General features: G+C 47.3%; 15 protein-coding genes and 1 pseudogene. 5 read left to right on the top strand and 11 right to left on the bottom strand.

Features of this window, described 5'->3' with window-relative positions; all coding sequences use genetic code 11:
* Positions 1–401 precede the first annotated feature (401 nt).
* A pseudogene (locus QUA45_RS03025) lies at positions 402–996 on the top strand (Uma2 family endonuclease).
* A gap of 7 nt (positions 997–1,003) precedes the next feature.
* Here QUA45_RS03025 and ruvC read toward each other — a convergent pair.
* The 6 genes from ruvC to QUA45_RS03005 all read right to left on the bottom strand — a co-directional run bounded on the left by ruvC (position 1,004) and on the right by QUA45_RS03005 (position 6,158).
* Entirely contained in the window at positions 1,004–1,537 is a 534-nt protein-coding gene (gene ruvC, locus QUA45_RS03020) for a crossover junction endodeoxyribonuclease RuvC (protein WP_333096048.1), read from the bottom strand.
* A 90-nt stretch (positions 1,538–1,627) separates the two neighbouring features.
* Positions 1,628–2,743 (bottom strand): magnesium chelatase ATPase subunit I, encoded by a 1,116-nt coding sequence (gene bchI / locus QUA45_RS03015; protein WP_333219316.1) that lies wholly within the window; start codon positions 2,741–2,743, stop codon positions 1,628–1,630.
* 126 nt (positions 2,744–2,869) lie between these two features.
* On the bottom strand, positions 2,870–3,178 hold the full coding sequence (locus QUA45_RS03010) for a DUF4926 domain-containing protein (RefSeq protein ID WP_333096079.1): 309 nt from the start codon (positions 3,176–3,178) through the stop codon (positions 2,870–2,872).
* 5 nt (positions 3,179–3,183) lie between these two features.
* Complete coding sequence (locus QUA45_RS29045; protein WP_445304927.1) at positions 3,184–3,240, bottom strand: hypothetical protein; 57 nt, start codon at positions 3,238–3,240, stop codon at positions 3,184–3,186.
* Complete coding sequence (locus QUA45_RS29040) at positions 3,234–3,356, bottom strand: hypothetical protein (protein ID WP_445304926.1); 123 nt, start codon at positions 3,354–3,356, stop codon at positions 3,234–3,236. The genes QUA45_RS29045 and QUA45_RS29040 overlap by 7 nt, the downstream gene beginning before the upstream one ends.
* Positions 3,357–3,638: 282 nt before the next feature.
* Positions 3,639–6,158: an EAL domain-containing protein gene (locus QUA45_RS03005; protein WP_333096046.1), complete on the bottom strand. Its 2,520-nt coding sequence runs from the start codon at positions 6,156–6,158 to the stop codon at positions 3,639–3,641.
* Positions 6,159–6,460: 302 nt separating this feature from the next.
* On the opposite strand from QUA45_RS03005, the gene dapB reads away from it, so the two are divergent.
* Both dapB and QUA45_RS02995 read left to right on the top strand, forming a co-directional pair.
* Entirely contained in the window at positions 6,461–7,288 is an 828-nt protein-coding gene (gene dapB / locus QUA45_RS03000) for a 4-hydroxy-tetrahydrodipicolinate reductase (protein ID WP_333096078.1), read from the top strand.
* A gap of 188 nt (positions 7,289–7,476) precedes the next feature.
* On the top strand, positions 7,477–8,187 hold the full coding sequence (locus tag QUA45_RS02995) for a phosphate ABC transporter permease (RefSeq protein ID WP_333150410.1): 711 nt from the start codon (positions 7,477–7,479) through the stop codon (positions 8,185–8,187).
* Between the two features lie 94 nt (positions 8,188–8,281).
* On the opposite strand, the gene QUA45_RS02990 is transcribed toward QUA45_RS02995, so the two are convergent.
* The 4 genes from QUA45_RS02990 to QUA45_RS02975 all read right to left on the bottom strand — a co-directional run bounded on the left by QUA45_RS02990 (position 8,282) and on the right by QUA45_RS02975 (position 17,790).
* Positions 8,282–11,422 (bottom strand): efflux RND transporter permease subunit, encoded by a 3,141-nt coding sequence (locus tag QUA45_RS02990; RefSeq protein WP_333219314.1) that lies wholly within the window; start codon positions 11,420–11,422, stop codon positions 8,282–8,284.
* A 340-nt stretch (positions 11,423–11,762) separates the two neighbouring features.
* Positions 11,763–14,900, bottom strand: a complete 3,138-nt coding sequence (locus QUA45_RS02985; protein ID WP_333219312.1) for an efflux RND transporter permease subunit — start codon at positions 14,898–14,900, stop codon at positions 11,763–11,765.
* Between the two features lie 126 nt (positions 14,901–15,026).
* Positions 15,027–17,042: an efflux RND transporter periplasmic adaptor subunit gene (locus QUA45_RS02980; RefSeq protein ID WP_333219310.1), complete on the bottom strand. Its 2,016-nt coding sequence runs from the start codon at positions 17,040–17,042 to the stop codon at positions 15,027–15,029.
* A gap of 298 nt (positions 17,043–17,340) precedes the next feature.
* Positions 17,341–17,790, bottom strand: a complete 450-nt coding sequence (locus tag QUA45_RS02975; RefSeq protein ID WP_333096040.1) for a hypothetical protein — start codon at positions 17,788–17,790, stop codon at positions 17,341–17,343.
* Positions 17,791–18,262: 472 nt separating this feature from the next.
* Between QUA45_RS02975 and QUA45_RS02970 the strand changes: the two genes are divergently transcribed.
* Together QUA45_RS02970 and QUA45_RS02965 are read left to right on the top strand one after the other, a co-directional pair.
* A complete protein-coding gene (locus tag QUA45_RS02970) occupies positions 18,263–19,459 on the top strand; it encodes a sensor histidine kinase (protein ID WP_333219308.1) in 1,197 nt (398 codons plus the stop codon).
* Positions 19,460–19,570: 111 nt separating this feature from the next.
* Positions 19,571–20,209: a response regulator transcription factor gene (locus tag QUA45_RS02965; RefSeq protein WP_333219307.1), complete on the top strand. Its 639-nt coding sequence runs from the start codon at positions 19,571–19,573 to the stop codon at positions 20,207–20,209.
* A 116-nt stretch (positions 20,210–20,325) separates the two neighbouring features.
* Here QUA45_RS02965 and QUA45_RS02960 read toward each other — a convergent pair whose 3' ends face one another.
* The gene (locus tag QUA45_RS02960) at positions 20,326–20,949 is read right to left on the bottom strand and encodes a precorrin-8X methylmutase (RefSeq protein ID WP_015179019.1); all 624 of its coding nucleotides are present in this window, start codon (positions 20,947–20,949) and stop codon (positions 20,326–20,328) included.
* Between the last annotated feature and the right edge of the window lie 33 nt (positions 20,950–20,982).

Below are 20,982 nucleotides of genomic sequence, written 5' to 3'. Positions count from 1 at the left end.
GGCAATTTGTTGGGAGGTAATAATCATCATATTATTTTCCTGTGTTCTCTGCTGGCGGGACAAGTTTAGCAATTAAATTTGATATTATAGCATTTTTTGGAGTGAAGGTGGAATTGGGCGATCGAACCTCATTACATTTTCAACTAATATTTTGGACTTCGCAATAGTCCGTCTGGGGTTGGAACCCGTGTTAAAGCTTCAGTGCTCTGGCATAGGAATGATGTTAAATGCGATCGATATCTGGCATTAACGCCCTAGCCCGCCTGATGTTTAAACCCATTTCAACGCTTAACTATTTTTGCAGAGGAGTGATGTTAAATTAGATTAGTTTCGTCGATCCTTGATAAAAAGCAGCGCTAAAATAGGTTTGCAGAGCTCATATTTCTAGGGATTTGGGAAAAATGACAACCGTTACTTTAAACTTAGATACTGTCGAACTAACGGACGAACAGTTTTACCGTTTATGCCAGATGAATCGAGATTGGCAATTTGAACCGACTGCTAAAGGAGAAATTATCATTATGTCACCAGTAGGCGGAGTCAGCGGCAATCGAGAAGCCGATTTAGTTGGCTTGGTTTGGATGTGGAATCAACAAACGCAGCTAGGGAGAGTTTTTAGTTCTTCCACAATTTTTAGGTTGCCCAATAATGGCGATCAATCTCCAGACGCGGCTTGGGTTAGCTTGGAAAGATGGTCGGCTTTAACAGAAGAACAACAAGAGAAATTTCCGCCAATTTGTCCTGATTTTGTCATTGAATTGGGTGAAGCGAAGCTATCCCGTAGGGAAATCGCGCACAGACCCGCTGCGACCCCTTCAGGAGAAAATGCAGGAATACCTCAACAGCGGCTTGCGCTTGGGTTGGCTAATTAATCCTCAAGACGAACAAGTAGAAATTTATCGCCCTTCTCGCGAGGTAGAGATTGCACAGTTTCCTGTGAGTTTATCAGGAGAAGATGTCTTGCCCGGATTTGTCCTTAATTTGCCGATAATTTGATATTGCCTCAAATTTTTCCTGTTTCCAACTGTATTTTCTTGGGACAAATATCATCATCGTACCAACCAGTCAAAGCCACAGCCAAAGCATCCGCCGCATCATCGGGTTTCGGAATATAACCCAACTCTAACTCCCGCGCCACGGCCTCTTGCACTTCGGACTTATCCGCATTACCGCGGCCTGTCAAAGCTTGCTTAATTTGAGCCGGCGTAAACTCGAACAGCGGCACTCCACACTGCGCCAATACCAGTGTCAAAACACCCCGCGCTTGCGCTACCAGTATGGTATTTCCCATCTTGTAAAAAAACAATTTTTCGGCAATTGCTACATCTGGTTTAATCTCTTCAATTACCGCGTGCAAATCTTCGTAAATTGTTTTGAGGCGCTGTCCCATTTCTTGTTTTGGCATTGTTTTGATCACGCCGCAATCAATCATCGAAACAAAGTTTTCATCTTGTTTACCGGGGACAATTTGACAGCAAATTGCCCCGTAGCCGAGATTTGCTAAGCCGGGATCTAATCCTAAAATTCGTTTTTCCATTGCCAGAATTAGTAATTGGAAATGGGGAAAGAGGCATTAAAAATTTGGGAAATGTTTCCTCACCACCCATTACCAATTACCAATTATTAATTACCCCTCAGTTGTTTCTAGGCCGAATACCCGATCGAACACTTTAGTCACTTTATACCCCGAATCTATTGATTCTAGCGGGTCTTTCCGCAATCGGTGCCGCAAACACAAAGTCATCACCCGGCGAATATCGTCCACAGTCACCTCTGTGCGGCATTCCAAAGCCGTGAAAGCTTTCGCAGCCCGATTCGTCACCAAATCGCCCCGCAGCCCGTCTACATCCAATTCCGCGCAAACTTGGGAGATTTTTACCCGCAACTCTCTATCGATAGTTACCGATTTCAATCTTTCCTGGGCTTCCACCAACCTCTGCTGCAGTTCATCTTGTTCGCGCTGGTATTTCGCGAGAAACTCCGCTGGATTTTGGTCAAAACTCGATCGCTGTTCGACAATTTCCACTCTTAAATTCGGGTCTTTCACAGTCCGAATTTCTGCGTGCATCCCGAATCTGTCGAGCAACTGCGGCCGCAATTCTCCTTCTTCTGGGTTCCCGGAACCGATTAAAATAAACTTAGCCGGGTGGCGGATCGAAATGCCTTCTCTTTCAACAGTATTCCAACCGCTGGCGGCCGAGTCGAGCAAAACATCGACTAAATGATCGTCGAGCAAATTGACTTCATCAACGTACAGAATGCCTCGGTTAGCTTTAGCTAAAAGACCGGGTTCAAAAGCTTTAACACCTTCTGACAAAGCTTTCTCGATGTCGATCGTACCGCAAACTCGGTCTTCGGTAGCGCCCAGAGGCAAGTCTACCATTTGAACTTTCTTGCGCGCGATTGTAAGGTCAGTTTGAGATAAAGTGCGATCGCGCACCTCATCGCTCATCAAATCTGGATCGCTGGGATGACTGTTAAAAGGATCGTCAGCCACCACCTCAATTTCCGGCAGCAAATCAGTGAGGGCGCGGATTGTGGTAGATTTACCAGTACCTCGATCGCCCATAATCATGACCCCGCCAATTTTGGGATCGATGACATTCAACAGCAGCGCCAGTTTCATCTCCTCCTGGCCAACAATTGCAGTGAAGGGAAAAACAGGGCGGCGGGCTGGGGTAGCGGTAACGGTTGGTAGAACGCCCGCATTTAGGGTATTGCTGACTTCGGCAGTAGGACTCACAGGATAACTCAAAATATAATAATTGCTTGTTTATTGTGACATACAAGCGGACAACAGTCGATCTGCAGCCTTGAAATCCAAGTGCAGAGTTTGTGTGATTTCTCTCAAAACGCCGCCAAAAACAGACTATTTCTGAGACACAGAACACGCCAACTCTAAAATTTGTTGCTGACGTTCATCAGACAAACGTTCAACCATCGCAGCTAATAGTTCCGATACAGACAACCAACGCCTTTCTTTCGACTTCCAAACAACTAAAAACTGCTCGGTAGACAGAGTACACAAAACTATTGTTTCGCCAGAGCGGTCGCTAAATTCTATTTCGTAATTCCCATCATCATAACAATCTACAATAGCCCCTCTAGCACCTAGGTGTAAATTATATTCAGGCAATATTACTAACAATTCTACTACATCAAATACTTCTGGTAAGATCGTGCTTACCTCCGAACGAATAGTGTTACCAGTCTCGCCCTATTACTACCCGGTTCTACGATCCAAGCTGTACGGAAAATCTCCTGCCGTCCTGTCCTTGTATGCCCAGAATTGCCAATTCCACAGCATAGCGCTGTCCGTGTTTGTCATTTAGTCCTAAAACTGCTTCCGTATCAATAGTTTTAGTTAAAATATATGCTAACAGTAACTCATAGTTTTATTGATACAATTCTAAACGACGCTGAAATATTACAGCTTGATGGCTACCGAATGGATTATCTAAATTAAGAGCATACTTTGTTAATTTCGATACTCGATAACGAGATGACTGACAAGTTCTTTTAGCTTCATGTTTGTTGAGATAACACTAAATTTAGCATCCAACAGATTAAAGAGCTGTTTTGGGAACCCGATCGACTTTCTATTTTAGCTCTAAGGTACAATAACTAATAACTAATGACTACCACTGTGGCTCGGAAGCCATCAAAGCAGTCGCAGCCTCGCTCGGTAACGGCTTAGCAAAAAAATAACCCTGACCGTATTCGCAGCCGATCGCCCTTAACCTAGCTAATTGTGCCGCCGTCTCCACACCCTCAGCAATCACATCCATACCCAAAGCGTGAGCCAGCGCCACAATCGTGCGGACGATCGCCACATTCTCCCCCTCGCTTTCGAGCTCCATCCGCCCCACAAACGACTTATCAACCTTCAAAGTATCCGTAGGAAAACGACTCAAATAACTCAACGACGAATAACCAGTGCCAAAATCATCAATTCCCAACTTGACATTAAGCTGCTTCATGTGCTTTAAAACCGCGATCGCCGACTCCACATCATCCATCACCACACTCTCAGTAATCTCCAACTTCAAACTATCGGCACTCAAACCCGTTGTTTCCAAAATCATCTGAATGCGATCGACCAAATCCGGCTGGGCAAACTGCTTTCCCGACAAATTTACACTCATAATTAAAGGCTGATCGAAATCAAACATTCCCTCCCAAAGCCGCAACTGCCAGCAAGCCTCCTCCAACACCCACTCACCCAGCGGTACAATTGCCCCCGTTTCCTCAGCCACCGGAATAAATTTCACCGGCGAAATCAAACCTCGCAGCGGGTGCTGCCAGCGCACCAAAGCCTCAAACCCAATAATCCTACCAGTTGCCAAAGATACAAACGGCTGGTAATGCAGCAAAAACTCCTGACGCTTCAAGGCCACCCGCAAATCAGTCTCCAACTGCAATCTCTCCACCGCCAAAGCGTGCATCGAAGCATTAAACACCTGATACCTTCCCGTTCCCAAAGCCTTCGCCCGGTACATCGCCGTGTGGGCGTCCCGCAGCAAGTGTTCCGGCTGTTCCCTGACAGTAGCAGGTTCGCCGCCCACCGCAATCCCGATACTTGCCGTCACAAACACCTCCTGCCCCTTCAAATCAAAAGGCAAAATTAAAGCTTGGTGAATGCGACCGGCCAAATCCACCGCACTGCCAACATCAACATTCCTCACCAAAATCGCAAAATCGTCACCCCCCACCCGCGCCACAGTATCCCCGGAGCCAATAATCGCCCTCAACCGCTGCACCACCGACATCAGCAGTTCGTCCCCCGCCAAATGACCCAAAGAATCATTAATCACCTTAAACCTGTCTAAATCCAGAAACAGCACCGCAAACAGATAGCTACGCCGGCCCCTAGTATTGGCGATCGCCCGCCCCAGACAATCCACGAACAAATCCCGGTTGGGCAAACCCGTCAGAGAATCGTGAAAAGCATCGTAAAGCTTTCTGTAAGCACTGACACCCACACCAGTCACCACCAAACCCAAAGTCGGCGACACTAACGGTACCCACCCACCCCCAGTAAAAATCCCATAACTAATCCCCAACAGTCCCATCAATCCCGCACCCCCAGCCAATCCCGCCTTCACAGGATGCTGAATCCGCCAAGCCAAAACCCCGCCAACCATCGCCCAAGCACCGTTCCACAAAATTTCCGCCCATTCCGGCCACACCCAAAAGAGCGATCGCCCATCCAAAACAGCACTCAATATTTGGCTGAGCATTTGCGCGTGCAGAAGCACTCCCGGCATTTTCGGACTTTGCTTTTTAACGGGACTGTAGGGCGTCAGAAACACGTCTCTGGTGCTCGGTGCAGTCGTCCCGATCAACACAATTTTTCCCTTAACCCAGCTTGGTTCAATTTCCCCCTTCAATACCTGCGTGATACTGACTTGTCGCGCCACATCCTTACCAGAACGGTATTTGAGCAGAATTTGGTAGCCTTTGGCGTCGAGATTTGCATAGCCGCCGCTGTGAGAAGTTAAAGGCACAAATTCTGCCTTTCCCCAGTTGATTTGGTGGGGATGAACAGAACTATTTTTCTGCTGTACTCTGTCTTTGAGATACAGCAAAGCCACTTGCACAGAAAACGATAAAGCAATCTTTTTGTCTGGTTGCGAGACTGAGAGCAAATTGCGGCGTACAACGCCATCAGGATCGAGCACGAAGTCGTTAAAACCGAGCCGATCGGGCGGTATCCCCGGGGGCGCAGCCACTCCCTCACTTTCTGAATCCCTCAATTTATAAATCGCCACAACATTCCGTGCTTTCAGCCCGGCCAGCAATTCTTTGTGTCCCGGCGCTTGAGGCAAATCCCGGTACAAATCCAAACCGATGACTTTTGGCTGATACTTTTGCAGTTTTGTCAAGGTTTGAGCGATCGCACCGTCGGAAATCGGAAATCTCCCCAAAGCTTGAATATCGGCCTCAGAAATTCCCACTACCAACAGTCGCGGATCGGGACCCGAATCTGGCTGCAAGCGCACTAACGAGTCAAAACTTCCCAATTCCAAGCTTTGCAGGCCTCCCAACTGCCGAATTCCCATATTCAGCAGCGTTACAGTCGCGCCCGCAAGCATTGCAGGCAAAATCCTGACCCGTCGGTTTTGAGAACTCAGGTCGAAGCCAGTTGCGACAGACATTACACAACGAAGATTTCGAGAGAAGTTGGCAGTCACAGAAAAAATATATGGGTGCAAATTCGCTCCGCACAAGTCTGTTCTTACAGAATTGAGCTTAATATGAGATTGAATGTAATTTTTTCAGAACTTGTGCCGCAACCGAGTTTCTTTAAGCTAATTACTCGATTTGGCAAAGTATTTCTCGAACGGGTACCGGGTTTTTGAAGATTTGCCGACAAATCCTGTCTTTCATTCGTTGTTTCCCCAAATTCGCACAAGCGTTAAAATTTAGTCGATCAAACTTTCAGGATATTTTTGAGATGATGGCGAATCAACTTCCGATTCCGGTGATTGTTAACGGTGCTGCAGGCAAAATGGGCCGCGAAGTAATTAAGGCGATCGCCCATGCTAGTGACATGACCTTATTTGGGGCTGTAGACCGTTCTCCTGAGTGCCTCAACGCCGATGCCGGCGAATTAGCCGGATGCGGCCCGTTAGAAGTTCCCATCACTGACGACTTGCAAGGAATGCTGGTATTAGCAGCTCAGGAAAAGCAGTTAGGCGTGATGGTAGATTTTACGCACCCTTCGTCAGTTTATGAAAACGTGCGATCGGCCATAGCTTACGGCATTCGCCCGGTAGTGGGCACTACCGGCTTGAGCAGCAAGCAAATTGAAAACTTAGCTGAATTTGCTGACAAAGCCAGCATCGGCTGTTTGATCGTACCCAATTTCTCGATCGGCATGGTTTTGCTCCAACAGGCCGCTGTCACAGCTTCTCAGTATTTTGAACACGTTGAAATTATCGAGCTGCACCACAATCAAAAAGCCGACGCCCCCAGCGGCACAGCCATTCAAACTGCCCAAATGCTAGCAGAAATGGGAAAAACATTCAATCCCCCCGAGGTGGATGAAACCGAAAAATTAGCCGGAGCTCGGGGCTCTTTAGCCGATGAAGGGATTCGCATTCACAGCATCCGCTTGCCCGGTTTAATTGCCCACCAAGAGGTAATTTTTGGCGGCGCCGGTCAAGTTTATACTTTACGACACGATACGAGCGATCGCGCTTGTTATATGCCAGGAGTCTTGCTGTCTATACGCAAAGTCCTTGAATTGCGATCGCTCGTTTACGGCTTGGAAAAAATCTTGTAGCCATTAATCATTAGTCATTAGTCATTAGTCATAAGTAATGGGAATTAATCTAACTTCTAACTTTTGACTTATAACTTCTGATTTTTGAGCTCAACATCCATCCCTTAAATCTGTTAAATCCCTTAATATAATCCGCTTCCGAACAGACAGCCGTTGCATCCCGTACATTGCTCGTTGCCGAACTTCCTATGTTAATTCCCTTAACCCGTGAAACCTTTCAAGAACTAATTCCCGCCGTCGCCACCGGAGCGCAATATAAATATATCTGGGGAAAACCGCCAGATTTTTTGAGGCGAATGTTAATCTCTGCAGTCAGCGTAGTTTTCCTCCTGGTAGTCTACAACTTCGCCGGTTCCGATGTCGGACCGCTAGTTTTAATCACCGGATTGATAGCTGGTTTGTACTGGCTGTGGGGGCCGATTTTGTGGGCGAGTTTGCGGAATGCAGAATGTCGCAAATATCAATACTGCGGTTTTTGGCAAGGACGAGTTTTGGATATATATATTACAGATGAAGTCACCAGTCAAGAAGAAACAGTCAATCAAAAAGGACAACTCGTAATAGTTGACAACCTAGAACCGCGAATTAATTTAGAAGTCGGCGACAAAACCGGATTTACTACTACACTTCGAGCTCCCTTGCGGAAAGATCACCAAGGAATTGCCCCCGGCCAAGCTGCTTTAATGTTAATTATGTCAAATCAAGAAGATTTAGGCAAAATTGCCAAAGTTTCAGATATTTATATTCCCAGCCGTGACGTGTGGGTGAGCGACTATCCTTATCTGCGTAGGGATTTGTTTGTGGAGATGAGTCAGCAAATTAAAAAAGGCAGGAAAAACAAACGCGATCGCACTAATCAAAGCAGAGATGTAAAAAGGCGATCGCCCGCTGATTATTAATTAATAAAACAGACTCCCTAATCCACGTTCAAGATTCTATTCTGCGGTTGAAACCGCCCAGTCTAATAAAGAAGTTTTTAACGCGGATTTGGGATTAATTTCTGGTCGAAGGTCGAGTTTTCGGACGCCAGAAAAATTCAGACAGCTTCATTTTTGGTTGACCTAGCCGTTTACGCCACGCTTCCATATAAGTGTAAAATACCGGAGTAAGATACAGCGTTAAAACTTGCGAAAACAGCAATCCACCGACGATCGCAATTCCCAACGGACGGCGCGATTCGGAACCGCTACCAACTCCCAGGGCGATCGGCAAAGTTCCAATTAAAGCCGCCATCGTCGTCATCATAATCGGACGGAAGCGGACGATGCAGGCTTCGTAAATGGCATCAAACGCGCTTCTGCCTTCTTGGCGCTGTTTCTCGATCGCAAAATCTACTAGCATAATACCGTTTTTCTTGACAATTCCCACCAGCAGAATAATCCCGATAAACGAATAGAGATTGAGTTCAACCTGAAAGATTACCAGCGTTAACAGTGCACCAAATCCGGCTGACGGCAAACCTGACAAAATTGTCAGCGGGTGAATGAAATCCTCGTACAAAATGCCGAGAATTAAATAAATCACCACAATAGAAACCAGCAACAACCAACCTAAATCGTTAAAAGATTGGTTGAATACCTGTGCTGCACCTTGGAAACTTGTTGTCACTGACGGCGGCAAAACCTCCTTTGCAACTTTCTCGATAGCTGCGGTTGCTTGACTCAGCGATGTGCCTGGGAGAGTGTCAAAGGAGATTGTAGCAGAGGGCAATCCAGTTAGGTGATTGACGGTTAGCGGGCCGACTGTTTGCGTGACATTTGCGATCGCACTTAGCGGTATCATTTGTCCGGTGTTCGATCGCACGTAAAGCATCGACAAAGCACTCGGATCGCGCTGATACTCAGGCTTGAGCTCTAACACAACCGTAAATTGATTGTTCGGGGTATAAATCGTCGAAACCTGTCCTGAAGCGTAAGCTGCGCTGAGGGTTTTTTGCACTTGTTGAGCACTAACTCCGACGGTTGCGGCTTTGTCGCGATCGACTTTAACTTGAAGCTGAGGCGTGCTCAGTTGCAAATCGCTATCCACACCGCGCAATCCCGGTAGCGTTTTGATTTTAGCTAACAATTCCGGCACCGCTTGACGCAGCGCTTGCAAATCTAAACTTTGCACCGTAAACTGATATTGTGAATTTGTTTGTTGGCCGCCGATCGGAATCGCAGCAGGAGAGCGTAAAAAAGCTTGAATGCCGGGAATTCCGCGCAATTTAGGAGTGAGTTGTTGGATGATTTCGTCGGCACTGAGGCGGCGCTGCGATCGGGGTTTGAGCCTAATGGTAATGCGTCCGTTGTTCGCAGATGCGTTCGGCCCGCTCGCACCTACGGTTGAGTTCAACGCTGCGATGTTGGGATTTTTCCGAATAATATCAACGACTTTTTGTTGGTGAAGCAGCATATCTTCAAACGAAATATCTTGCGCTCCTTTTGTGTTAGCCATCAGTTGTCCGGTGTCTTCAGTCGGAATAAAGCCTTTCGGAACCAGAACGAAAAGATAAGCCGTCACTACCAGCAGAATTACAGAACCAATCAGCGTCACAAAACGGTATTTCAAAACAGGTTTTAGCGTCCATTCATATCCTTGCAGCAACAGCTCGAATCCCCGCTCTGAAAGGCGGTAGAAGCGGTTTTGTTGGTGTTGGTGGGACGATTTGAGAAATCTACTGCACAACATCGGCGTGAGGCTCAGAGAAACAAATCCCGAAACCAAAATTGCCACAGAAATTGTTACAGCAAATTCGTGGAATAACCGACCGATCAACCCACCCATAAACATGATCGGAATAAACACGGCGACCAATGAAAGGGTCATTGAGAGAATGGTAAAACCAATTTCTTTCGATCCTTTTAATGCTGCTTCGAGGGGTGCTTCTCCCATTTCTTGGTGGCGAACAATATTTTCGAGAACCACGATCGCATCATCCACCACAAACCCCACTGAAAGCGTCAGCGCCATCAGAGACAGGTTATCTAACGAGTATCCCAACTGATACATCACCGCAAACGTACCGATAATCGCCACAGGCAAAGCTAAACTCGGAATTAGCGTCGCTGTGAGGTTCCGCAAAAATAGAAAAATTACTAAGACAACCAGACACACCGACAAAACTAAGGAGAACTTCACATCGTCTACAGAAGCCCGAATTGATTGAGAGCGATCGTACATAATTCCCATTTCGATCGATTGGGGAATTTGTTGTTTGAGTGCGGGTAACATTTGCACGATCGAATCGACAATTTCGACAGTATTGGCATCCGGTTGAGGCTGCACGGCCAGCAAGATTGCAGGTTGATTTGTAACGTTTTTATCGGTGTACAAATTCAAGACTTTGTTATTCTGCACGTCGTCAATCACGTTTCCTAAATCTTGCAGCCGCACTGCTGCGCCATTTTTGTAAGCAACGATCAGCGATCGATATTCTGCTGCACGGTTCAATTGACCGTTTACCTGAATTAAATAGCTTTTGTTATCGCCAGAAAGGCTTCCGGTTGGCAAATTTACATTTCCTTGCGTAACAGCGGTTCTAACTTGATCTAATCCGATTCCCCTTGAGGTCAATTCTCGCGGATCGAGTTGAATCCGCACTGCATATTGTTTCTGCCCGTAAACCTGCACTTGCGCCACACCGTCGATCGCAGAAATGGGTTGTGCGATCGTCACTTCTGCTGCTTCATCCACTTCTGCAATTGCCAGGGTTTTTGAGTACAAATAAAGGTATAGAACCGGCGCAACTGAAGGGTTAACTTTCCGGTAGCTGGGCGGTTTGGGCATTCCAGATGGCAATGAACCGGCGGCGGCGGCGATCGCAGCTTGTACGTCTTTAGCAGCAGAATTCACACTGCGGCTGAAGTCGAATTGTAGGGAAATGTTCGCGCTACCGGTGGAACTGGTGGAGTTAAACGAATTGAGACCAGCTATTTCAGTAAACTGCCTTTCTAGCGGCGCGGCGACTGAGGATGACATTGTTTCGGGGGTGGCACCGGGTAAGCTAGCAGAGACACTTACAAAGGGATATTCAACGTGAGGCAAGGCGCTAATTGGTAGCAGAAAATAACTCATCAAACCGAAGATTAGGATGCCGATTGTGACCAGGGCGGTCATCACGGGGCGGCGGATAAAAATTTCTGAAAGGTTCATAAAACTTGGTTGGTAGTGAGGACTAAAGTCCTCATAATGTCAAACCGATAGTCTTTCTTGTTTGTATCGAAGTCTAGATCCCCCCTAACCCCCCTTAATAAGGGGGGGACAAGAGTGTTTCTCAAAGTCCCCCGACCTAAGGGGGGGACAAGAGTGTTTCTCAAAGTCCCCCTTATTAAGGGGGATTTAGGGGGATCTAGACTTCGCCTAAAAACGACATTTATTATGGGTTTTAGTCTTAAGTTGATACCAATAGACATTACTGTGTCCTCCGTTACTATCATGCCGGTGCAACCGGAGTTGATATCACTACAAACTTAGAACGGTTATTTTACCATCCTCATTTAAATGAAAAAACTTGCCGAAAGTTCACCTCATTGAGCTTTTTCCGCCACGATTCCATGTAGATGTAAAATACGGGCGTGAGATACAGTGTCAAAACTTGTGAAAACAAAAGTCCGCCGACAACGGCAATTCCTAACGGGCGGCGAGATTCCGAACCCGCACCAACTCCTAGGGCGATCGGCAATGTTCCCATTAGTGCCGCCATTGTGGTCATCATAATCGGCCGAAAGCGCACTAAGCAGGCTTGATAGATTGCTTCCGCTGGTTTTTTGCCGTCGTCGCGCTGGGCTTCGATCGCAAAATCCACCATCATAATGCCGTTTTTCTTAACAATCCCTACCAGCAAGATGATGCCGATGAATGAATAAACGTTGAGCTCAACGCCAAACAACATCAGCGTTAATAACGCGCCAAATCCCGCCGAAGGCAATCCCGACAGAATTGTAATCGGATGGATGAAATCTTCGTACAAAATACCGAGAATCAAATAGATGACGAGAATTGCGATCGCCAACAGGATACCCAAACTCGGCAGCGAACTTTGAAATACTTGGCTCGCGCCCTTATAATTCGTAGAAATGCTGTCAGGAATTACCGATTTCACGATTTTGTCGATCGCACTATTTGCCGTTCCCAGCGCCACCCCAGGAGCGAGGTTGTAGGAAATTGTCGCAGCATTCATCCGCCCGACGTGGTTGACAATTAATGGTGCAGTTCCCGGAGTGATTTTGGCAAACGTTGCTAGCGGTACTTGTGTTTGAGCGCCAGAAGCATCACTCGAATTACTGCCCGCTGTAGCGATGTAAAGCTGCATCAAAGCATTGGGATCTTTTTGATACTTTGGTTCTAGTTCCAAAATAACTTGATACTCGTTGCTCGCACCGTAAATCGTGGAAACTTGGTAAGCACCGTAAGCATTTCTCAGGGTGTTTTCAATTTGACTGGCAGTAATTCCTAATGCTGAGGCTTTGTCGCGATCGATATCAATTTTGATTTGAGAAGTCATCTGCAAATCGCTATTAACATCCTGAATTTCTGGCATTGCTTTCATTTTGTCAACCAGTTGCGGGACGTATTGCCGCAGTGGTAGAACGTCAGAACTTTGCAGCGCGAGTTGATACAATCCAGTGCTTTGTTGAGTGCCCAGCGGGATTGCCGGAGGATTTTGCAAGAAGACTTGAATGCCGGGAATCTCTGCTAGTTGCGATCGCAAATTCTGCACAATTTCGTCGGCTCCCATCTGCCGCTGCGAGATCGGTTTCAGCCGAACAAACAAGCTTCCCGAATTTCCGGCAACTGCCGCCCCGCCGCCATTTGCACTCGCTCCTGCCCCGATATTCGAGTTGACTGCTTCCACATTCGGATCTTGGCGAATTGCGCTGACAACGGCTTGCTGGTGGCGCACTAATTCATCAAAAGAGGCATCTTGTGCAGCTTGAGTAATGCCGGTGATTTGTCCGGTGTCTTGGCTGGGAATAAAGCCTTTGGGAACCGCGATAAATAGTCCAACTGTGACAAACACCATTGCGAATGACAAAATCATCGTGGTGCGGTGATATTTTAAAACTTTCTTGAGGCTCCAATCGTACAAACTTAAAAAGACCTCGAATACATACTCTAAAGCTCGATAAAGCCGGCTTTGATTGGCCTGATTTACCGGACGCAAAAAACGGCTGCACAACATCGGTGTCAGGCTCAAAGATACAAAGCCTGAAACCATAATTGAAACTGCAATCGTCACTGCAAATTCATGAAACAAGCGCCCCAACAACTCGCTCATAAATAACATCGGAATAAACACCGCCACCAACGAAAGCGTCATCGATAAAATCGTAAAGCCGATTTCCCTAGACCCGTTTAGCGCCGCTTCTCGCGGGCTTTCTCCTTCTTCTATGTGGCGGACGATGTTTTCGAGCATGACGATCGCATCATCGACCACAAAGCCGACGGATAGCGTCAGTGCCATCATCGACAAGTTATCTAGCGAGTAGTCGAATAAGTGCATGATGCCAAAGGTTGCGATCAGCGAAACCGGCAGCGCTAAACTGGGAATGACTGTTGCAGAAAGATTGCGTAAAAATAAGAAGATTACTAAGATGACTAGGGCGATCGTCAAAACGAGCGTAAACCGAACGTCGTCAACCGAATCGCGAATCGATTGAGACGCATCGTACATCACCCCAAGCTCGATCGAACTCGGAATCTGAGTTTTTAAGTTGGGCAGTAATTTTTGAATCGTCTCTACAACTTCTACAGTATTTGTTCCCGGCTGTCTTTGAATCGTGAGGATAATTGCGCGATCGTTGTTATACCAACTAGCAAGTTGAGTATTTTCTACGCTGTCAATGACTCGTCCTAATTGTTCGAGATAAATAGGCTGTCCATTTTTGTATGTCACGATTAAACGGCGGAATGCTGCTGCATCCTGAAGCTGTCCGTTTGTTTGCACCGTAAAGTTTTTATGGCTGCCGGAAAGGCTTCCTGTGGGTAAGTTGACGTTTCCTTGTTCGATCGCAGTTTGGACTTGCTCGATGCCAATTTGCCGCGTTGCTAACTGTTGCGGATCGAGTTGAATTCTAGCAGCATACTTTTGAGAACCGTAAATCTGCACTTGCGCCACACCGGCGATTGTCGAAAGCTTTTGCGCTAGATAGGTTTGTGCGTATTTATCAACCTCAGAAAGCGGAAGCGTTGGGGAAGTGAGATAAAGGTAAAGAATCGGCCCGTCGGCGGGGTTGACTTTGCTGTAGGTAGGCGGATTTGGCAAATCGTTGGGCATTTGGCCCGAGGCCGAGGAAATTGCCGATTCCACATCTTGCGCCGCATCGTCAATATTGTGGCTGAGATTGAACTGAAGCGTAATTTGAGTTTTGCCGCTGGTACTCGTTGAGGTTAGTGTATCGAGTCCAGCAATGCTGGAAAATTGCTTTTCTAGCGGGCGCGCCACCGATGCAGCCATCGTTTCCGGGCTAGCGCCGGGGCGGGATGCGCTGACTTGAATCGTGGGATAATCGACGTTTGGTAAATCGCTAATCGGCAGTAAGCGATAACTCATCCAACCAAAAATCAGAATTGCCGCCATCACCAAGGTGGTCATAATTGGACGGCGAATAAACGGTTCTGAGAGATTCATTATATCAAGTCCGGTTAATTACTTATCAAACTTATACGGGCATAGGGCATAGGGCATAGGCGGGAGTGGGCATAGGGCATAGTCGAAGAAACAAAAGGTACGATCGCTATTCAACCGGACATGATATTAGTTGCCTCCGCCCTGCGGATTCTGGCGCGATTTCCATGACTTATTCCCCGATGAATTCGAGCCTCGGCCAGATTTTTCACCCAATTTTTTATCTCCATCTATCTCGGAATTATTCCCTTGAATTCTATCAGAGCTATTGCCTAAACCCTCAGAATTATCTTTAGCATCTGCGGCGGTTTTAATGCGAATTTTGCTACCGTCAACCAGATTTGCTTGTCCGTCGGTGACAACTTCATCACCCGCCTCCAAACCTTTTTGGATGACAGTTAAGCCGTTGATTGTATTGCTGACAACTACAGGCACATTTTCCACTGTATCGTCTTCTTGGGCAACAAATACGAATTGTCCGTTCGGCCCTGTCTGTACAGCTTGTGAGGCAACAACAATCGCATTTGGTTGTTGACTTAATGTTAGAGTTGTGTTAACAAATTGACCCGGGAAAAGTTTGCCATCTGCGTTATTAAAGTCGCCAATCAGTTGAATAGAGCCAGTGGCATTGTCAACCGTATTGTTCACAAATGATAAGGTTCCCGATATCGGACGATTGTTTCCAGCAAAGGTGACATCAACTTTAAGTTTGCCGTTATCCGCGTATTTTTGGATTTGTGGCAGGTTCGATTCAGGAACGGAAAAGGCAACTTGAATTGGATTAATTGTGGAGATTGTCACCAAGGGTTTGTCGGTACTTGCTTGCACCACATTGCCGACTGTCACCAGAATATTTCCGGCACGCCCGTCGATCGGCGCATAGACCTTGGTATAGGATGATTGCACTTGAGCATTTTTCAAGGCACCGCCGTCTGCACTCAAGCCAGCTTGAGAACCCTCGATCGCAGCCCGATCGCCTTCCACGACGGCCCGAGCATTCTCAATCCCCACTAAATCGCTTTTCACCGCCGTCTCAGCATTCTCAATCCCCACTAGATCGCTTTTGACCGCCGTCTCAGCATTGGCGATCGCCACTTCATCACTTTTAACGGCTGCCTCAGCATTGGCAATCCCGATGCGATCGCTCTTCACCGCCGTCTCAGCATTGGCGATCGCTTGCTGGTCAAGATCGACCGTTGCTGCTGCGGCTCGGCTGCTGGTAGCGTATTGTTGGGCTTGATCTTGACTGATTACTCCTTGTTGGTAGAGGGCTGCGTACCGTTGACTTTGTGCTTCGGCATATTGGGCTTGAGCTCGATCCTTGGTCAAGGTCGCGATCGCTTGCTTGACTGCGCCTTGGTCTTTTTCCAGAGTCATTCTGGCTTGCTCGACAATTCCTTTGTCTTTTTCCAGAGTCATTCTGGCTTGCTGAACAATTCCTTGGTCTTTAGCAAGGGTCGCTTTGGCTTGCTCGACAATTCCTCGGTCTTTGTCAAGGGTTGCTCTGGCTTGTTCGACAACTCCTTCGTCTTTAGAAAGGTTGGCTGTGGCTTGTTGCACCTGTGCTTGGCTTTTTGCGACGATTCCTTGAGCTTGCTGGATCGAGGCAGTTTGAGAGCGATCGTCGATCGAAAACAGCAGTTGTCCTTTCTTAACTTCTTGTCCTTTCTTGAAATAAACTCCTGTAATCCGCCCGCTAGCTTGTGGTGTCACCGAGACAGTAGAACTCGATTGCACGTTGCCGATCGCTTGCAACTGTATTGGAACCGTTTTTTTCGTTACTGTTGCCACTGTCACCGGAGTTATTTGCAGTCTACCGTTGCGGCTCGGTTTTTCCGCTTTAGGAGAAGTCGATCGCACCCAAACCAAAAATCCCAACCCACCCACCAGCAGCAACCCCAGCAGAAACAGCGCAATCCACCCTTTCGCCAGCACCTTTTCCGTCGGTTGTTTGGCTGCAACACTTTCCGCCGGTTCGCTCTCCGGCAATGTTGGAGCTTCCTGAAAAACTTCGCGGAGATCGTCTTTCGGAGTTTCACTAACAATTTCTACGTTGTGCGTCGGTTGCTCGTTCAGCTTCAGATTTTCGTCAGAAACTTTAGGGCGAGTGCCATTCCGACTTTCACTAATAATTTCCTCGATCATCACAAACCTCTTTTGTAACTAACATCTTGCACTATTCTCAAAAACAGGCAAGATGCCTGTTCTACAGGAGATAAATTTTCTCGCTTTACAGGCATCTTGCCTGTTCGTAAAAGGCTTATTGACAATGGTGCAAAAGGTGAGCAACATCTCAGTTGTAACTAACATTTTGTATCATTTATCATTCTCAAGAACAGGCATCTTGCCTGTTCCACAACAGATCAATTTTCTTGTGGAGTAGGCCGGAGAACCCGCGCAAGTCTTGTATCAGTTACGCACTGCAAATTGCTCGATCGGAACGTTATTGCGAGCTTCTTTGAGACTGCTTTTGCCCCCGAGGATAAGCAGTCTTGAGAATTTCTTTAATTTTTGTCTTTTGTTCGGCGGTGAGATTTAGCTCGGACAAAGCTTTCCGCATTTTTTCACCTCCCTTGACTTTAGTTTCTAACTGTTGTACCTGCTCGGGCGTCAACACCGCTTCGACTTGTTTGCGAAGTTCCTCGCGTTTCTGTGCGCGTTCTGCATCCGTTGCTTTCGGTTGCGCTGAACTTGGAGTTGCAGTCGCCGCGACAGTTTGAGCAGTTTGAGTGGAAGCAGAATCCGCCTTCGCTTGGTCGGAACTTACTGGATTGGCCGCCGTCGTGTCAGGTTGGGTAGCTTCGGAGGCATTGGATTGCGTACAACCAGACAAACCGCCTACCAAAATTGCACCGACGAGGAGAAATGCTGGTGCGATCGTTGTTCTTTTCATGATTTACTGCCTCTAATTAACCTTAACCACCAAATCTTATAGGCTAAAATCAGCCAGCGCATGACCCAAGACTCCTAACTTGACCAGTCAAAAAGCACTTTGCGGTTGTGACTTTTTTCCTAGTCCCAAAGGCCAAAATCAGCCGAAAAGGCTCTAGCGCGATCGTTAGCCGCTTCGCTAAGCTGCTACACATATAAATTGTTTGTTATGGCAAAAGGGGACAGCGGGAGTAGGAGAGAGAGTGCGAGGGGAAGAGAGGGAGAGTCGGAGAGGGGGACAATTGCTTAATTACCAATTACCAATTCCCTCAACATCCATCCGTTAAATCCGTTACATCCGCTACACAATCCGTTGCCGAACTTCTGCCTTCTGAACATAAGGGGGTAACGTGTTTTTTGATTCCAAGATACCTTCTACAATTAGGTCAGCGCCCTTGCTTGAATCGCTCCTGCTTTTGATGGGGAAAAGTTCTATGATTCGCTTGACCTATCCGTCCTTTCGCTTGTTGCTTTATTTGGAGTGGCTGCTGCTGGCGACGGCGGCCTTGATGGAAGTGCTGCATCCGTTTCAGTCGGTCTGGTCGCTGCTGTTACGGGTTGGCGCGATCGCACTTTTCGGCGCGATCGGGTTGCGTTTGCCAACAGTTCGGTTAAGTAGAAAAGTTTTATTTACAGCCCTAGAATTTGGCTTGATTTTGCTGCCAATTGTCCACGAAGGGTTATCGAGCCGATCGAGCTTTTTGCTTTTTCTCGTGCTGCTGATGCGCAGTTGTCTGATCTTCCGCCAGCCGGGGCAGGTGACAGTCTTGGGTTTAGCCCTGCTGTCCTATAGCTCGCTACTGTTATTAAAACCTATTTTACCTGAAAAAGTCATTGCAACTGTTTGGGAATGGCGATTTAGCAATGTGTTATTATTTGGTTTGACATTAGTCTTCGCTTTATTGTTAATTAATGCGTTGATTGCGGAACGCCAAAGCCGAGAGCAATTAGAAATCGCTCACGATAAATTAGCCCTAACTCACGAACAACTGCGCCACTATGCGCTGCGAATTGAAGACCAGGCAACTTTGCAGGAACGCAATCGGATTGCCCGCGAAATCCATGACGGACTCGGACACACCCTCGCTGCTCAAACAATTCAGCTCAATAATGCCCTATTGTTCTGGAAATCGGAGGATGAGAAAGCGCTGGAGTTTCTGAAACAGGCGAAACAACTCGGATCGGAAGCTTTGTTAGAAATTCGCAAATCTGTTTCGGTGTTGCGATCAAATCCTTTGCAAGGATTGTCGCTTGAAAGTGCGATCGACAAACTTCTCCAAGACTTTCAGCGCATGACTGCGATCGAAGTTTCCAACTCGATTCGCTTACCAGTTCTGCTATCTCAGGAAATCAATACAGCACTTTACAGAATTGTGCAAGAATCGCTCACAAATATTCACAAACACGCTGATGCAACGATGGTGAATGTTGGATTGCAGCAGCACGCAGGACAGATTTATTTGTCGATTGCTGACAACGGCAAAGGCTTCGATCCCGCACAAAATACCACTGGATTCGGACTCCAGGGAATGCGCGAACGAGTGGCCGCGGCAGGCGGTCAATTTTCGATTTACAGCAAGGCTGGAAACGGTTGCCGGATTTCGGTTTCTTTGCCATCTCAAAATATCTAGGAATCAGCGGTTTAAACCGCGTCTATACAAACTTTTGTCCCTCTATAAGAGGCTGAAGAAATGATAATAAAGTGCGGTTTTCCCGACGCTAATTGATGCGAGGATTGTTATATGATTCGGATTTTGCTAGTGGACGATCGGCATATTATTCGCCGGGGAATCAAGAGTATCCTGGAATGCTATTCTGATATGCAGGTAATTGGTGAAGCTGAAAACGGACAGGAGGCGATCGACCAAATTCCCATCCTACAGCCCGACATTGTGCTGATGGATATTCGGATGCCCGTGATGGATGGCGTAGCAGCAACCGGGGCGATCGCACAATCTTATCCCGATACAAAAGTGCTGGTTTTAACCACCTTTGATGACGATGAATATGTCAGCCAAGCAATGCGGCTGGGTGCAAAAGGCTACCTGCTCAAAGATACCGAACCCGACGAACTTGCGTTAGCGATTCGCGCTGTTTATAAAGGACACACCCAACTCGGCCCCGGATTGTTTGAGAAAGCCCTGATGACTCCTGCTGTAACTAATCCGACGGTTGTTTCTCCACCAGAATTAGAGCAACTCACGCCCAGAGAATTAGAAGTGTTGCGTTTAATAGCTTCGGGCGCGAACAATCGAGAGATTGCTCAAACCTTATTTTTGTCGGAAAACACGGTAAAGAACTATGTAACGAATATTTTGAGTCGGTTAAATTTGCGCGATCGAACTCAAGCCGCGCTGTTGGCTCATTCACTCTTCAATTAGGGACTTATTGATGCCTGAAAGTGGCAATCAAAGCCTTGCTCAGAGACTGATTCAGCCACTTTCTTACCACCCAATTTTTTCCACCCACCCATCCGCGCCAATAGCACACACAATCATCAACTGTTCCCCTCTTGGCCGTAAGCCTGCCAAGCCAAATCCACCAGCCCGTTAACAATAGCCACAGCCACCACCGCAGAGCCCTTGCGGCCCTCAATCCGAATGTGAGGAATCATCGAATCGTGCAGCCGCGACTTCGCCACGTCAACCCCCACAAACCCAGAAGGAGTCCCAATCACCAAAGCCGGCCGAATTTCCTCAGATTCAATCAAATCCACGATCGCCGACAAAGCAGTTTGAGCCTGGCCCACCACAAAAATCCCTTCAGGATAGCGTCTTGCCAAAGTTTCAATCCCCCAAGCCGCCCGCGTCCTTTCCTTTTGGGGGCGTGTCAAAGCCTCCATCGAACAGTAAACCGGATTCGCAAAGGTACTTTGGATCAGAGGCGTAATGCCCACCTGCACCATCGGCACATCTACCACGATCGTAGTCCGAGCAGCCAAAGCCGCCGCCCCAGCCTGCAAAGCCTGATCGGAAAAACTAATTAAAGACTTGTACTCAAAATCAGCAGTCGCATAAATCACGCGGCGGACTATTTCGTACTCCGCCGCTGAAAAACCGTGGTCGCCAATTTCGTTATCGATTAATCCCAGACTCTGGGCATCGCTTACGTGCCATTCCATTTGTTGGATAGCTGTCGCCTCTGAGTTGTCAGG

This window comes from Microcoleus sp. Pol12A5 (assembly GCF_036701435.1).
Taxonomy (GTDB): domain Bacteria; phylum Cyanobacteriota; class Cyanobacteriia; order Cyanobacteriales; family Microcoleaceae; genus Microcoleus.
Note: the sequence above shows the minus strand (reverse complement) of the source record. Positions and strands in the feature narration are given on the sequence as shown.